Origin of the sequence: Streptomyces sp. NPDC093591 (genome assembly GCF_044764885.1) — a bacterium.
In the GTDB taxonomy this organism is placed as follows: domain Bacteria; phylum Actinomycetota; class Actinomycetes; order Streptomycetales; family Streptomycetaceae; genus Streptomyces.
Window position 1 is genome coordinate 351,140 of the sequence record NZ_JBIWIY010000003.1, and the last position, 15,899, is coordinate 367,038.

The 15,899-nt window shown below is 73.5% G+C and carries 11 protein-coding genes; 5 read left to right on the plus strand and 6 right to left on the minus strand.

The window, feature by feature from the left end; all coding sequences use genetic code 11:
* Nucleotides 1-15: 15 nt before the first annotated feature.
* The 5 genes from ACIREI_RS08225 to ACIREI_RS08245 all read left to right on the plus strand — a co-directional run bounded on the left by ACIREI_RS08225 (nucleotide 16) and on the right by ACIREI_RS08245 (nucleotide 9,139).
* Nucleotides 16-2,673, plus strand: coding sequence for a CocE/NonD family hydrolase (locus tag ACIREI_RS08225; protein ID WP_403328819.1), 2,658 nt, complete (start codon nucleotides 16-18; stop codon nucleotides 2,671-2,673).
* Nucleotides 2,670-3,536, plus strand: coding sequence for an ABC transporter permease (locus tag ACIREI_RS08230; RefSeq protein ID WP_403328822.1), 867 nt, complete (start codon nucleotides 2,670-2,672; stop codon nucleotides 3,534-3,536). Before ACIREI_RS08225 ends, ACIREI_RS08230 begins: the two co-directional genes overlap by 4 nt.
* Before the next feature lie 147 nt (nucleotides 3,537-3,683).
* Entirely contained in the window at nucleotides 3,684-5,246 is a 1,563-nt protein-coding gene (locus ACIREI_RS08235; RefSeq protein ID WP_403329448.1) for a von Willebrand factor type A domain-containing protein, read from the plus strand.
* Between the two features lie 549 nt (nucleotides 5,247-5,795).
* On the plus strand, nucleotides 5,796-7,715 hold the full coding sequence (locus tag ACIREI_RS08240; RefSeq protein ID WP_403328824.1) for an AMP-dependent synthetase/ligase: 1,920 nt from the start codon (nucleotides 5,796-5,798) through the stop codon (nucleotides 7,713-7,715).
* A gap of 155 nt (nucleotides 7,716-7,870) precedes the next feature.
* A complete protein-coding gene (locus ACIREI_RS08245) occupies nucleotides 7,871-9,139 on the plus strand; it encodes a glycoside hydrolase family 26 protein (protein WP_403328827.1) in 1,269 nt (422 codons plus the stop codon).
* Here ACIREI_RS08245 and ACIREI_RS08250 read toward each other — a convergent pair.
* Genes ACIREI_RS08250 through ACIREI_RS08275 form a run of 6 tightly spaced genes read right to left on the minus strand, consistent with a single transcriptional unit; the run spans nucleotide 9,136 to nucleotide 15,897 of the window.
* The gene (locus ACIREI_RS08250) at nucleotides 9,136-10,251 is read right to left on the minus strand and encodes a GNAT family N-acetyltransferase (protein ID WP_403328830.1); all 1,116 of its coding nucleotides are present in this window, start codon (nucleotides 10,249-10,251) and stop codon (nucleotides 9,136-9,138) included. The two genes, ACIREI_RS08245 and ACIREI_RS08250, sit on opposite strands and share 4 nt — an antisense overlap.
* Nucleotides 10,248-10,919, minus strand: a complete 672-nt coding sequence (locus tag ACIREI_RS08255; protein ID WP_403328833.1) for a lipopolysaccharide biosynthesis protein — start codon at nucleotides 10,917-10,919, stop codon at nucleotides 10,248-10,250. The genes ACIREI_RS08250 and ACIREI_RS08255 overlap by 4 nt, the downstream gene beginning before the upstream one ends.
* Nucleotides 10,919-12,073 carry a glycosyltransferase gene (locus tag ACIREI_RS08260; RefSeq protein ID WP_403328836.1) on the minus strand — a complete coding sequence of 385 codons (1,155 nt, stop codon included), beginning with the start codon at nucleotides 12,071-12,073 and terminating at the stop codon, nucleotides 10,919-10,921. The genes ACIREI_RS08255 and ACIREI_RS08260 overlap by 1 nt, the downstream gene beginning before the upstream one ends.
* Nucleotides 12,070-12,861, minus strand: coding sequence for a polysaccharide deacetylase family protein (locus ACIREI_RS08265; protein ID WP_403328839.1), 792 nt, complete (start codon nucleotides 12,859-12,861; stop codon nucleotides 12,070-12,072). Before ACIREI_RS08265 ends, ACIREI_RS08260 begins: the two co-directional genes overlap by 4 nt.
* Entirely contained in the window at nucleotides 12,851-14,545 is a 1,695-nt protein-coding gene (murJ, locus tag ACIREI_RS08270; protein ID WP_403328842.1) for a murein biosynthesis integral membrane protein MurJ, read from the minus strand. The genes ACIREI_RS08265 and murJ overlap by 11 nt, the downstream gene beginning before the upstream one ends.
* Nucleotides 14,542-15,897: an O-antigen ligase family protein gene (locus tag ACIREI_RS08275; protein WP_403328845.1), complete on the minus strand. Its 1,356-nt coding sequence runs from the start codon at nucleotides 15,895-15,897 to the stop codon at nucleotides 14,542-14,544. Before ACIREI_RS08275 ends, murJ begins: the two co-directional genes overlap by 4 nt.
* Between the last annotated feature and the right edge of the window lie 2 nt (nucleotides 15,898-15,899).

Below are 15,899 nucleotides of genomic sequence, written 5' to 3' on the forward strand. Positions count from 1 at the left end.
CCGTACGGTTGAAGCATGGATCTTCGACTGCCCGCCCTGCGAGGGCGCGTACGGAGGCCGCGACGGTGGCTCGCCGCCGCGGCCTCCGTCGTCGTCCTCGCCGGCGCCGGTACATGGACGGCCGTCGCCGACGACGACGCGCCGCCGGTGCGCAGCACCGACCGGGTCATGGACATGGGGAACGGGGTACGGATCGACACCTCGTACTTCACCTCGGGCGCCTCGGGACGCCGCCCGGCCGTCCTGCTGGGACACGGCTTCGGCGGCAGCAAGGACGACGTACGGCAGCAGGCGGAGGACCTCGCCCGGGACGGCTACGCCGTACTGACCTGGTCGGCCCGCGGCTTCGGCAGGTCGACCGGCAAGATCGGACTCAACGACCCGAAGGGTGAGGTCGCCGACGTCTCCCGGCTGCTCGACTGGCTGGCGAAGCAGCCCCAGGTCGAGCTCGACAAGACCGGCGACCCGCGGGTCGGCATGGCGGGCGGCTCCTACGGCGGCGCCATCGCGCTGCTCGCCGCGGGCCACGACGACCGGGTGGACGCCATCGCCCCGGCGATCACGTACTGGAACCTCGCGGACGCCCTGTTCCCGAACGGCGTCTTCAAGAAGCTCTGGGCGGGAATCTTCGTCAACTCGGGCGGCGGCTGCGACAAGTTCGAGACGCGGATCTGCGAGATGTACGACCGGGTCGCCGAGTCCGGCACCCCGGACGCCCAGGCCCGCACGATGCTGGAGGAACGCTCGCCGTCCGCGGTCGGTGACCGCATCGACGTGCCCACGCTGCTGATGCAGGGCCAGACCGACTCCCTCTTCCCGCTGGACCAGGCCGACGCCGCCGCGAAGGCGATCCGCGCCAACGGCGCGCCCGTGGACGTCGACTGGATCTCCGGCGGCCACGACGGCGGTGACATGGAGTCGAGCCGCGTCCAGGGGCGGGTGAAGTCCTGGTTCGACCGCTACCTCAAGGACGACAAGAGCGTCGACACCGGTCCCGCCTTCCGCGTCACCCGCACCCTCGGCACCGGCACCGGAGACGGCGAGACCCGGCTGAGCGGCGTGAGCGAGGACAAGTACCCCGGCCTGGAGGGCAGCACGCGCTCGATCGCCCTCACCGGGCGGGAGCAGAGCTTCGCCAACCCGGCCGGCGCCAACCCGCCCGCCGTGTCGGCCCTGCCCGGATTCGGCAGCGCCGGCGGCCTCGCCCAGCTGTCCTCGCTCGGCATCGGCGTCTCCCTCGACTTCCCGGGCCAGTTCGCCGCCTTCGAGTCGGCGCCCGTCCGGGAGGACGTGCAGATCACCGGGTCGCCGAAGGCCACCGTCCATGTGAAGTCCACCGGCGACGACGCGGTGCTCTTCGCCAAGCTGTACGACGTCGGCCCGGGCGGTCAGGGCGCGCAGGTGCTGCCCTCGCAGCTCGTCGAGCCCATCCGCGTCGAGGACGCCAAGGCCGGCAAGGACGTCACGATCACCCTCCCGGCGATCGACCACGAGATCGACGACGGTCACCGCCTGCGGCTGGTCCTCGCCTCCACCGACCTCGCATACGCCTCCCCGGCGGCCCCGGCGACGTACACCGTCTCCCTCAAGGGCGAGCTGTCGGTGCCGACGCCGCTCGGTGACACGAGCGGGCCGACGGGGCTGCCCGCCTGGGTGTGGTGGCTGCCGCTCACCGGCGCGCTGATCGCACTCGCGCTGCTGGTGACCGGACGCCGCCGGACCGCGGCCCCCGCCGCGCCCGACCCGGAACTGGCCGAAGTCCCGCTCCAGATCACGGACTTGAGCAAGCGCTACGCCAAGTCGGCCGACCGTTACGCCGTCAAGGACCTGTCCTTCCGGGTGGAGAAGGGCCAGGTGCTCGGACTGCTCGGGCCGAACGGCGCGGGCAAGACGACGACCCTGCGCATGCTGATGGGCCTGATCAAGCCGGACGGCGGCGAGATCCGCGTCTTCGGCCACGCGATCGCGCCGGGCGCCCCCGTGCTCTCCCGCGTCGGCGCCTTCGTCGAGGGCGCCGGCTTCCTGCCGCACCTGTCCGGCCGGGAGAACCTGGAGCTGTACTGGCGGGCCACCGGCCGCCCGCCCGAGGACGCGCACCTGGACGAGGCCCTGGAGATAGCGGGCCTCGGCGACGCGCTCGCCCGCGCGGTGCGCACCTACTCGCAGGGCATGCGCCAGCGCCTCGCCATCGCCCAGGCCATGCTCGGCATGCCGGACCTGCTCATCCTCGACGAACCGACCAACGGCCTCGACCCGCCCCAGATCCGCGAGATGCGCGAGGTGATGATCCGCTACGCCGCCGCCGGCCGCACGGTCATCGTCTCCAGCCATCTCCTCGCGGAGGTCGAGCAGACCTGCACCCACCTGGTCGTGATGGACCACGGACAGCTCGTCCAGGCGGGCCCGGTCGAGGACATCGTCGGCTCGGGCGACACCCTCCTCGTGGGCACCGCCACGCCCGTGGACGAACCCGTCGTGGAGAAGGTCGCCGCCCTGCCCGGCGTCGCCTCCGCCGTACGCGCCGACGAGGGCCTGCTGGTCCAGCTCGACGCCGACGGCACCCCGCAGCGCCTGGTCGCCGACCTCGTACGACTGGACGTGCCCGTGCGTTCGGTCGGCCCGCACCGCCGCCTGGAGGACGCCTTCCTCACCCTGATCGGAGCCGAAGCATGAGCAAGCTCGCCGAGCGGCCCGTCGAGGTCGCCGACGGCTACCGCGCGGGCCGCACCCTGCCCGTCCGGGTCGAGCTGGTCCGGCAGCTGAAGCGGCGCCGCACGCTCGTCATGGGCGGCATCCTGTTCGCCCTGCCGATCGTCCTGCTCGTCGCCTTCCAGGTGGGCGGCGACCCGGGCCAGGGCAACGACCGCACGAACCTCATGGACACGGCCACGGTGTCCGGGGCCAACTTCGCGGCCGTCAACCTCTTCGCCTCCGCGGGCTTCCTGCTCGTCATCCCCGTGGCGCTGTTCTGCGGGGACACGGTCGCCTCGGAGGCGAGCTGGTCGTCCCTGCGCTATCTGCTCGCGGCGCCCGTGCCCCGGGGCCGGCTGCTGTGGTCCAAGCTCGCCGTAGGCCTGAGCCTCAGCCTGGCCGCGCTGGTCCTGCTCCCCGTCGTCGCCCTCGCCGTCGGCACGGCGGCCTACGGCTGGGGCCCGCTCCAGCTGCCCACCGGCGGCGCCCTGGACACCGGCACCGCGGCGCAGCGCCTGCTGATCGTCGTCGCCTACATCATGGTGTCCCAACTGGTCACCGCGGCCCTGGCGTTCTGGCTGTCGACCCGGACGGACGCACCGCTCGGCGCGGTCGGCGGCGCGGTGTTCCTGACGATCATCGGCAACGTCCTGGACGAGGTGACGGCCCTCGGCGACTGGCGCCACTTCCTGCCCGCGCACTGGCAGTACGCCTGGCTCGACGCCGTACGGCCCCAACTGGAGTGGTCCGACATGATCCAGGGCACGTCCCTGTCGGTAACGTACGCCCTCGTGCTGTTCGCGCTGGCCTTCCGCGGTTTCGCCCGCAAGGACATCGTGTCGTAGGTCAACGGAAGATCACCCACCGGTCTCGACAGACCGCCTCCGTGCCCTCTTCGAGACTCATCCGCAACGCTCCGTAGCGCACGTTCCGGCCCCCTGGCCCGTCACAGTCACAGAAGTCGACGTCAACGGACCAAGGGGGCACGGATGATGGACCGGTACCGCACACGAAGGCTGCGCGCCGCCCTGCTCGCACTCACCGCGGCAGGCGGCCTGCTGCTCACCGGCTGCGGCGGCGGGGACGGCAGCGACAGCGGCGCCCACAAGGCGGAGGACGGAAGCAACGGCAACGCCTTCCCCGCTCCCGACCACAACAACGGCAGCGGCGGAACGGGCGAGCAGAAGGGCACCGACGACACCGGCGACACCGACTCCCGCGAGTTCGCGCCCGCCCCCGACTACCTCTCCACCTTCGCCCTGGACGTCGACACCGCCTCCTACGGCTACGCCCGCCGCACCCTCGCCGAGGGCCGCCTGCCCGACCCCTCCACGGTCCGCCCCGAGGAGTTCGTCAACAGCTTCCGCCAGGACTACGACCGCCCCGACGGCAACGGCTTCACGGTCACCGTCGACGGAGCCCGAACCGACCGCGAGGACTGGTCCCTGGTCCGCGTGGGTCTGGCCACCCGCCCCGCCGAGGACACCGGCGAACGCCCACCCGCCGCCCTCACCTTCGTCATCGACATCTCCGGCTCCATGGCCGAACCGGGCCGCCTCGACCTCGCCAAGGACTCCCTCGGCGTGATGACGGAGCGGCTGCGCGACGACGACTCGGTGGCCATCGTCACCTTCAGCGACGAGGCGGAGACGGTCCTGCCGATGACCCGCCTCGACGGCAACCGCGACGACATCCACGACGCCATCGACAGCCTGGAGCCCACCGACTCCACCAATCTGGGCGCGGGCATGGAGACGGGCTACGAAACGGCCGAGGAGGGCCTCCGGGAGGGCGCCACGAACCGCGTCGTACTCGTCTCCGACGCCCTGGCCAACACCGGCGACACCGACGCGGACACCATCCTCGAACGCATCGCCACCGAGCGCCGCGAACACGGCATCACCCTCTTCGGCGTCGGGGTCGGCAGCGACTACGGCGACGCCCTCATGGAACGCCTGGCCGACAAGGGGGACGGCCACACGGTCTACGTCTCCGGCGAGGACGACGCCCGGAAGGTCTTCTGCGACGAGCTGCCCCGCAACATCGACCTGACCGCCCGCGACGCCAAGGCCCAGGTCGCCTTCGACGAGGCAACCGTCTCCGACTTCCGCCTCATCGGCTACGACAACCGCCAGGTCGCGGACGAGGACTTCCGGGACGACAGCGTCGACGGCGGCGAGATCGGCCCCGGCCACACGGTCACCGCCCTCTACGCCGTCCACACCAGGCCCGGCACTTCAGGCCACCTCGCCACGGCGAGCGTCCGCTGGCTCGACCCGAAGACCCGGGCCCCGCACGAGGAGTCGGGCCGACTGGAGACCGGGTCCCTGCACGACTCCCTGGACGACGCCTCCTCCAGGTTCCAGGTGACCGCGACCGCGGCCTACTTCGCCGACTCCCTGCGTGACGGCGACAACCGCTGGAGCTCCCTGCCCGGTGCCCCGTCCCTCCGCGAGCTCGGGGAGATCGCCGAGGGCCTGGCGAAGGAAACGGAGGACGGGGCGGTGCGGCAGCTCGCCGAGGCCATCGGCCGGGCGGAGCGGGTGATGGACTGAGTACGGGTGCGGGCCGGCGGCTCAGCCCGCGCGGACGGAGGGCAGCGCCCGCAGGAGCCCGTCCCCATGCAGCGTCCAGCTCATGACCGTACGCGGACCGGAGAGCCTCCGGCGAAGGGCCGAACCGCGGGCGCCGCCCTCTGATCAGGCGCCCGGCGTCAGCGCGGGCCTCGCTGGGGGCTGCCGCCCCACCTGGGTCGGCGCTGGAAGGGGGTCGTCGGCACTGTGTGGATGAGGCTGGGGATGTCGCGTAGCCCCACGAGCCCGCAGTCGCGCACGGCGGGGAGGGGACGTGCCGGGGGGTGTCCGCCCGCAGCGGCCGGCGTCAAGACACAGCACCTTTCTGAGTGACCGAGCCGCCGGACCGAGGACGGACACCCCCCCCGGCGCGGCCCCGACCCACAACGCACCGCAGGCGCTACGCGAACCCCCACCGACCCCGCACAGGCCGCCGCAGGCACTCCCGCCCCACCGCCGGAGGCATTGACCTTCTGTTACGCATGAGTAAGTTGACTTCCCGGTAAGTACGACTGGCACCCGGGAGCCGACATGGGCGTACGCAAGGACCTGAAGCGGGCGAAGCAGCGCACCGACCTGATGGACCGCACCAAGGTCGAGGTCGTCAAGGACGCCGAGGGCGTGGTCCGCGAGGCGCGCACCCCACCCCTCGCACCGCACCCCGCCACCGGCAGCACCGCCGACCTGCCCTTCACCAACGCGGCCGAGGCCCCCGACGCCGTAGTCCTCCGCCGCAAGCAGGGCACGACCTGGCACCCCGTCACCGCCACCGCCTTCGCACACGAAGTCACCGCCGTGGCCAAGGGGCTGATCGCGGCCGGCCTCGAACCGGGCGGCCGCGTCGCCGTGATGTCCCGTACCCGCTACGAGTGGACCGTCCTCGACTTCGCCATCTGGGCCGCCGGCGGCCAGACTGTCCCCGTCTACGCCACCTCCTCCGCCGACCAGGTGGACTGGATCGTCCGCGACTCGGGCGCCCGCTACGTCGTCACGGAGACGGCGGAGAACACGGAGACGGTGACGACAGGCACCGCAGCGCACGAACAGCCCCCACACATATGGCAGTTGGACGAAGGGGCCGTCGCCACCCTGGCCACCCTCGGCCAGGACCTCCCCGACGACGAGGTCACCAAGCGCCGCGCCGCCCTCACCCCCGACACCATCGCCACCGTCTGCTACACCTCCGGCACCACCGGCCGGCCGAAGGGCTGCGTCCTCACCCACGCCAACCTGCACGCCGAGGCGGCCAATACGGTCGAGCTGCTGCACCCCATCTTCAAAGAGGTCACGCACCAGGAGGCCTCCACCCTCCTCTTCCTCCCCCTCGCCCACATCCTCGGCCGCACCCTCCAGATCGCCTGCCTGATGGCCCGCATAGAGATCGGCCACTGCCCGAGCATCAAGCCCGACGAACTGCGCCCGGCCCTCAAGGAGTTCCGCCCCACGTTCCTCGTCGGCGTCCCGTACCTCTTCGAGAAGATCCACGACACCGGCCGCGCGACGGCGGAGAAGATGGGCCGCGGTGCCTCCTTCGACCGGGCCGACCGCATCGCCGTCCGCTTCGGCGAGGCGTACCTGAACAAGTTCCTCGGCACCGGCAAAGGCCCCACCCCCACCCTCTACGCCGCATGGGCCCTCTACGACCTGCTGGTCTACCGCCGCGTCCGCAAGGAACTCGGCGGCCGCATGCGCTACGCCATCAGCGGCGGCTCCCCGCTCGACCGCAACCTCAACCTGTTCTTCTACGCCGCTGGAATCATCGTCTACGAGGGCTACGGTCTGACGGAGACGACGGCCGCCGCCACCATCGTCCCGCCCCTGAAGCCCCGCCCGGGCACGGTCGGCAGGCCCGTCCCCGGCACCGCCGTACGCATCGCCGCCGACGGCGAGGTGCTCATCAAGGGCGGCATCGTCTTCGGCTCCTACTGGAACAACCCGGCCGCCACCGACGCCGTGCTCCAGGACGACTGGTTCGCCACCGGCGACCTCGGCTCCCTCGACGAGGACGGCTACCTCACCATCACCGGCCGCAAGAAGGACATCCTGGTCACCTCCGGCGGCAAGAACGTCTCCCCGGCCGTCCTGGAGGACCGCCTGCGCAGCCGCCCGCCGGTCGGCCAGTGCGTCGTCGTCGGCGACAACCGCCCCTTCGTCGCCGCCCTGATCACCCTCGACCCGGACGCGGTGGCCCACTGGCTCGCCGTACGCAAGATGCCCGCCGACACCCCGATGGCGGACCTGATCCGCGACCCCCGGATGCGCGCCGATGTCCAGAAGGCCGTCGACTACGCCAACGAGGCCGTCTCCCGCGCCGAGTCGATCCGCGCGTTCACCCTGGTCGAGGGCGAGTTCACCGAGGAGAACGGCATGCTCACCCCGTCCCTGAAGGTCAAACGGCACGCGGTGACGGCGGCGTACGCGCAGGACATCGAGGCGCTGTACGGCACCTGAGGACCGCGCCTGAGGCACCCTCAGCGCCCCCGCCCGGTCCGGGTCACTCTTACGGGCGATCCCTGCCGAGCCGCCGCACTCAATCGGTGCAATAAGCGTATATATGCCCATGCATCGCCGAAGAAATGAAGGAGGAGCCGCCCGAGGGAGGACGCATGGCCCCTGAACACCGCCGGTCCGCCGTCAGGCGGCTGGCGTTCATCACCGCCGCGATGGCCATGTCGGCGGTGCTCGTTCCGGGCCCCGCCTTCCCCGCCGGGGCCGCGTCCCACCCCGACCCGCCGCCCCCCGCGCCCGCGACGCATGCGGCGACGCCCGCCGAGCACTCCCCTGAGGAGAGGATCGCGCGCCTGCCCGCGTTCGGCGCCTACCTCCACTACGGGCCCGCCGGACTGGAGCGCATGAAGGAACTCGGCCGCTGGCTGGGCGGCCACGAACCGCGCGTCGGGCACACGTATCTGCCGGGGGACCTGTGGCGCAACATCGAGGGCGGACACGGCTTCCTCGACAGCTGGGCCAGGTGGCGGCAGGACAAGGCCGACCGGATGCTCGTGCTCAACGTCCCGATGATGGAACGCAACGAGGAGAACGTCCCCGACGCGGAGGTCAGGCAGCTGCTGCGACGCGCGGCGGACGGCGAGTTCGACGACCACTTCGAGGTGCTGGCCGAGCGGCTGGTCGACCTGGGGGCCGAGGACACGGTCATCGTGCTCGGCTGGGAGATGAACGGCGTCACCTACACCCACCGCTGCGCCCCCGACCCGGAGAGCTGGAAGCGGTACTGGAGACGCATCGTCACCGCCATGCGCTCGGTCCCCGGACAGGACTTCAGGTTCGACTTCGCCCCGAGCCGGGGCAGGGACGCCATTGCCTGGACCGAGTGCTATCCCGGCGACGACTTCGTCGACATCGTCGGCATGGACGCCTACGACCAGCCGCGCGGCCTCAGCTTCGACGATCAGGTCTCCGAACCGTACGGCCTCCAGCACCACGTGGACTTCGCGCGGGCGCACGGCAAGCCGATCTCGTATCCGGAATGGGGCCTGTTCCGCAACGGCGACAACATCACGTGGATGCTGCGCATGCTCGCGTGGATGGACGAGCACAAACCGCTGTACAACACGATCACCGACTACTGCCCGCACGGCGTCTGGCTGTGCCCCGACAATCCCCGCGCCTCCGCCCTGTACCGCCTGCTGCTGTCCAGCCCTTTCCTCCCGCAGCCGGAACCCCAGCCGGAACCGGGACCGCAACCGCGGCCGGTACCGGTACCGGAACAGCCGGCCTCCGCCCCGACCGATCCGACGACGCCCACACCGATGCCCTCCAAGCTGCCCTACTGCACACCGCTGGACCTCGAGGAGTGGTCCGGACAGCAGGTCCGCGGCGGACTCACCGTCTGCCTGGAGCCGGCGGAGCGCTAACGGCGACCGGCCGGACCGGCGTTCGGGCGCAGGACCTGCTTGGCCCGGTGGCGCGCGGCCGCCTCGCCGGCCGCGGCCGCCAGCAGCGGGGCGGTGCGGCGCCGGGCCAGCAGGAAACGCTGGTTGGGGACCGCCTCGGGGTGCCAGCGGTACTTGTACGGTTCGTCGCCGCGCAGCAGGCTCAGCACCCGGGGCCCGCCGCCGGACGCCAGGCGCTCGGTGGACGCGTGCAGCAGCATCGCCGTCACGTCCACCTTCCGCTCCTCCCGCAACCGCGGGTGAAAGCCGTACAGGTACGTGCCCGCCAGCCGTCCCGACACCACGTTCAGATTGACCGCCACCACCTCCCCGTCGAGCAGGAACTCCGTCACCGCCGCCTCGCCGGAGCGGGCCATGGGGACCACCGAGCGGACCAGGTGCTCCAGGAACCGCGGCCGGGCGTGCTCCGGCGACATCCCTCTGCCCTGCCATTGCAGCCGGTGCAGGGCGAGGAGCCGGCGCAGCGCGTCCCCGGCCTCGTCGGGGCTCACCTCGTGCCAGTCGACGCCGAGCCGGGCGAGCCGGTTCACCTTGTTGCGGACCCGCTGGGCGTGCCGCGACGACAGCCGCTCGACCAACTCGCCCATGGGAACGGCCGGCAGCTCCAGGCACACGGAGTCGCGCACCCGGTGACGCGGGCCGCGCCAGCACAGGTACACCCGCTCCATCGCGCCGCCCGGCCGCACCTCGCGGAAGTCGACCAGGGCGGTGCGCGCCATGTCGGCCAGGGCGTCCGCCAGTGCCCCGGCGCCCTGGAGGGCCGCCGCCGCGTCGATGAGCACGTCGCAGAAGTCGGTGATGGCACCGCCGACCGGCACCAGTGCCGGCAGCGGATGGTGCACCCGCATCAGCGGTGCCGCCGCCACCAGTTCACCGCTCCTGCGCACCAGGACGAGCCGCAGCCTGCCGGGGTGGCCGTACGACAGCCACCACGAGTGCAGCCAGGCATGGCTCTGGAAGGGTGTCGCCGACGGGCACGCCCGGTACAGGCGGTCCCACTCCCCGGCCAGCTCCGCGAAGGCGCGCTCCTCGGTGCACACCTCGACCGACAGCGCGCGGCCGGCCGCGGTCATCCAAGCGTCCCGCGGGCGTCGGCGGCGTTGGCCGGGCCGGGTACGGATGCCACGCCCCGGTCGTCGTCCTCGGCGGGCCGCCGCGGCCGGGCCAGCAGCGCGAGGCCGCCCAGCAGACCACCGGCGCACGCGCCGACGAGCGAGGTCAGCGCCGGTGACGCGGACGACGGCTCGGTGGGCTTGAGGGCACGGGCGAGGCGCTCCAGCTTGATGCCGGTGTCGGCCTTGGTGTGGTCCGCCTGCGTCACCAGCGCGCGGGACACGGCGTTGGCCATGTCGACGGCCTGGGCGGGCTTCGACGAGGTCGCCGAGACCGCGACCATCGGCGCGTCCGGCGACGTCGCGACCTGCACGCTCTCGCGCAGCGTCGAGACCGGCACGCCCGCCCACATCTGGGCGTCCCCGAGCACCGCGAGCTGCGGGGCCACCCGGCCGTACGCCTGGGCGAAGCCGAGCGCGTCGGTGCAGTCGGCGTCGGTCTCGCCGGTCGACACCGCGACGACGGAGCTGGTCGCCGTGTACTGCGGCGGCCTCAGCTGGCCGTACGCTCCGCCGGCCACGGCACCGAGCAGCGCGCCGGCGGGCAGCAGCCACCACGCGGGCCGCCGCTTCACACGGGTGCCCGCACGGTCGGACAGCGGGGCACGCCGATCGGGGTTGTCGGTCATCAGGAACTCGCTTCCAGGGTCGAGCCGGACAGTGTCGAGCCGGACAGAGCGTCCGTGTACAGATCCATCAGCTGCCGGGCGGTGCACGCGATGTCGTAGCGGCCCACGACGTCCGGGGCGGTCCGCTCGCCCGGTCCCGCCGCCCGCAGCCGCAGCAGTTCCCGCGCGTACGCCCCGGCGTCGCCCGGGACGCGCCGGGCACCGGGTGCCGCGTCCGGCGGCAGGTCCTCGACGGCGGGGCAGCTCGCGTACAGCGCGGGGAGCCCGGCCGCCAGCGCCTCCACCACGGCCAGGCCGAAGGACTCCTCCGGCGACGGCGAGGCGAGCACGTCCATCGCGGACAGCAGGGCGACCAGGTCGGGCGCGTCGTCACCGGGTTCGGGCAGATACGGCCGTTCGCCGGTCAGCACCAGGCGGTCCGCCACCCCCAGCCCCAGGGCGATGCGCCGCAGCGGCCACTGGGCGGGCCCGTCGCCGACCAGCAACAGCCGTACGTCACCGGGGAGTTGGGGGAGTGTCCGCACGAGCAGGTCGAAGCGCTTGACGGAGGCGAGGCGCCCCACACCCCCGACGACGTACGCGTCCTGCGGCAGCCCGTAGAACGCCCGTGCCTCCCGGCGGCGCGCCTCGTCGAAGCGGAACCGGGGCGCGTCGATGCCGTTCGGGATGACCCGGATGCGCGGTCCGGGCACACCCCAGTGCCGCAGCCGCTGCGCCACCGTCGGCGAGACGGCGACCGTGGCGCGGCCGAGGCGCTCGCCGGCCAGGTACAGCGCGCGGACGCCCCCGGTCAGCGGCCGGCCCTCCAGCCGGGTGGCGCCGATGGAGTGCTCGGTGGCCACCACGGGCCGAACTCCCGCGAGCCGCGCCGCGATCCGGCCGTAGAGGCAGGCCCGGTACAGGTGGGTGTGGACGAGGTCGTAGCCGCCGGCGCGGATCAGCCGGGCCAGGCGCGGCAGTGCGCGCAGGTCGCGGTTGCCGTCCATCCCGAGGTGGGTGACGTGGACGCCGTCGGCGGCCAGGCCCGCGGCGACCGGGCCGGGGTTGGTCAGCGCCACCACGTCGCACTCGGCGGGCAGATGCCGCAGCAGCAGCCGCAGCTGCTGTTCCGCCCCGCCCACGCCGAGGCCGGTGATGATGTGCAGGGCCCTCACACGGCCTCCAGGGCACGGCCGTAGCACCGGGCCAGGCGCCGCTTCAGCTCCAGCCGCACCGAGGTGTCCGCCTCCCCGACGTGGATGCGGGGCAGCGCGAAGTCGCCGGAGCCGGCCGGGCCGGGGGCGATCGCGCAGGCGTAGCGGTAACCGGCCCGGCGTACGGCGTCGGCGGCACGCGCGTCGAGACGGCCGTACGGGTAGCAGAAGCCCTCGATGTCCTCGCCGGTGATCCCGGCGAGCCGGTGCCGGCTGTCGGTGACCTCGGTGTGCAGGACCTGGTCGGTGGCCTCGGTGAGATCGAGGTGGGTCAGGCCGTGCGAGGCGACCTCCATGCCCGCGGCCACGGCTCGGCGGATGCCGTCCGCGTCGAGCAGCGGCTTGCGCGGGCCGGTCGGCTCCCACGCGTTCGCGCCGCCGAGCCGGCCGGGCAGCACGAACACGGTCGCCGTGAACCCGCGGCGGAGCAGCACGGGCAGCGCGGCGGTGACGAAGTCGGTGTACCCGTCGTCGAAGGTGAGCCCCACCAGCCCGCCCTCGGCGCCACGGGCACGCGCCGCGAGCAGCTCCCGCACGCTCACCCCGCGCAGGCCGCGGCGGGCCATCCAGCCGAGCTGCCGCTCCAGGCGCGCGGGTGTGACGGTGACGTTGTACGGGTCGTCCCGGCAGTCCGAGACGGAGTGGTACATGGCGATCCAGGGGGCGGGGCGCCGCTTGGGGGGCCTCCCCGCGATCGGTGGGGGAGCGGGCTCGTCCGCGCGTGGCGCGGCGGAGATGTCAGCGACCATGGCGAGGCTTTCGTGTGACGGTACGACGGAACGAATGCGCGACGGAACGTGCGACGGAGAGGAGCAGGGACCGGGCGTCGGCCGTGTCGAGGAGCCAGGTCAGCAGCAGGAAGACCGCGCTCACGCAGATGCCGCAGACGGCGACGGCCGCCACCGGCGAGGCGAACAGCCCCGCGCAGACCAGCCCGGCTCCGGTGGCGCACACGGCCGCGTACACCGGTCCGGCCAGTCCGGCGACGACCCGGCGGACACGCACGGGCACGGTGCGCGGGCCCAGGCCGTGCAGCAGGAGCAGCGCGGTGAGGGTGATGCCGACCGCGTTGGCCCCGGCGATGCCGCGCGCCCCCCAGGGCCCCACGGCCCAGACACTGAGGACGACGGTGGCGAGCGTACCCGCGCCCATCGCGCCCAGCGGGTACCAGGTGGTGCGGCCGGCCGAGAAGTACGACTGGACGAGCGCCCCCACCAGCGTGTGCCCGAGCAGCCCGACCGCGTACACCCGCATGACGGCGGCGGTCGCGGCCGTGTCCTGGGCGGTGAACGCGCCGCGCTGGAAGAGGAGTTGGACGATCTGCGGCGCGCAGGCCACGACCACGGCGGCGCCGAGCAGGACCAGACAGGCCGTCAGCACCAGGTCCCGCTCGACCCGGTCCCTGGCCCGCCGCGTGTCGCCGTCGGCGAGGGCCCGCGCCACCACCGGGAAGGTGACGACGCACACCATCAGCGACAGCGACATCGGCAACTGGGCGACCTTCTGGGCGTAGTTGAGGTGCGAGATGGCACCTGCGGGCAGCCCGGACGCGAAGTAGCGCTCGATGAGGACCTGCGACTGCCGGCACAGGGCGAAGAGCAGGACCGCGCAGACGAGACCGACCGCGAGCGGCCGGCCCCCGGCCCCGTCGTACGGCGCTCCGGACACGGACCGGCCGGGCCGCCCGGCGATCCGCCGCCACAGCGACGGCGCCTGTACGGCGGCCATGAGGCACCCGCCGAGCGCCACCCCGAGAGCGGCGGACCGCACGCCCCAGCGGGCGGCCAGCACGACCATCGTGGCGATGATCGCGGCGTTGTACGCGATGTAGATCGAGCCCGGCGCGAAATAGCTGCGGTGCGCCCGCAGGGCCGCGCTGCAGTACCCGGCCAGCCCGAAACTCAGCACGCAGGTCGCGGTCAGCCGGGTGCAGGCGACGGCCAGGGTCGGGTCGGGCAGCCCGGGCGCGAGGACGGACACCAGCAGCGGCGCCCCGGCCGCGAGCAGGGCGGCCGCGCCGGCGAGGGCGAGGCACAGCCGCGGCAGCGTGGCGGCGACCAGGGCCTGCACGGGGTCGGGGGCGCCGATCCCGCCCGCCCGCCGCGCCAGCGCCACGCTGAACGCCGGCACGAGCACGAACGCCATGCCGTCCTCGATCAGCAGCGTCGACGCCATCTCCGGCAACGTCCAGGCGACCAGGAACGCGTCGGTGTCCGCCCCGGCCCCGAAGAGATGCGCCAGCGCCTGATCCCGCCCCAGCCCCAGCAGCGCCCCGAGCATCGACAGCGCGGCGGACAACAGGGTCGCCCTGGCGAGAAAGCGCCCCGAGGGGGCCGCCCCGGCGCGAGGCCCTGCCGTGTCGCCCCTGCCTCCGTCGAGGGGCGGGGCGTCCATGCCGGGAGCGTCGCCGGTCGCCGCCGGGCGGAGGCTCATCGCGGGTCCGCTTCCGCGGCCGGTGCTTTCGCCGCGTCGCGTGCCAGGGCCCACCAGGCGGCGAGGCCGAAGCAGATCGCCGTGAGGACGGTGGAGGGCCCGCCGATGTCGGCGTACAGGAAGTTGACGAGCTGCCACACCAGTAGCCCGCACGCCGGGAGGGCGCAGTCCCGGACCACGCGTCCGCTCCGCCGCAGCCGCCGCAGTGCGCACACCAGCAGGGCCAGCCAGCTGCCCGCCACCGTGAGCGGCCCCAGCAGGCCCTGCTCGCTGAGCAGCAGCAGGTACATGTTGTGCGGCGACAGCAGGGGCTGGCGCCGGAAGGCCTGGCCCGCTCCCTGAGTGTCGCTGCCCGACGACAGCGCCAGCGAGGCATGGCCGTCCCGGTGCGCGGGGAAGGCCTTCAGCCCCACGCCCGTCACCGGGTGCCCGCGCCACATGTCGGCCGCCGCCGCCCACATGGTGTACCGGTCGACGACCGACTGGTCCGGCGCCTCGGCGACCTGCGTGATGCTGGTCAGCCGCTCCTGCAACGCCGCGGCGCCCACGCCGAGCCCTCCGACCAGCACCACCGAGGCCGCGACCGCCGTCGCGAACACCTTCACCGCCAGCCGCACCCCGGCCAGCACCAGCTGCACCCCGCAGGCGACCGCCGTGGCGATCCAGGCGCCCCGGCTGAAGGACACCGCGAGCGGCACGAGCAGCACCAGCGCACAGCCGGCCGCCACGACCTGCTGCCGCCGCGCCCGCGTCCCGAGGGCGAGACCGGTCGCGGCCACCACCCCGCACGCGACGACGCTCGCCATCCCCATCACATCGGACGGCCCGAAGGTGCCCACCGCCCGGATGTCCGCCCCCTGGTACAGGGCCCCGGTCCCGGTGAGGTACTGGCGCACCCCGACCGCGCCCTGCCACAGCGCGAGACCGACCAGGGACCACAGCACCAGCCGCGCGCCCCGCCGGTCGCGCACCAGCAGCACCACCGCGACCGGGACGAGCACGAACACCTGCAGATAGCGGCCCAGCCCCTCGATCGCGTCCCCGGTGGTCAAGGCCCCGGCCGCGGCGACCGCGACCCCCACCACGGGCAGCCCCAGCACGACGGCCGCCGTCCGTGTCAGCGGGCGCCGCGCCCGCCGTACGGTGTCCACGACGGCCCACAGCACGAGCAGCCCCGAGGCCGCGTCGGCGGGGGTGACGGTGCTCTCCGGTGCGACCGGCAGCCCCAGCAGGACGACGACCGCCATGACCGGCAGGACGGACAGGACGGATCCGGCCCGCCGCGCCGGCGACGACGCCGGCGCCGGCAGCGGCGGTGCGAGCGGGGGAGAGGCCGTCGGGGGAGTGCTCACCG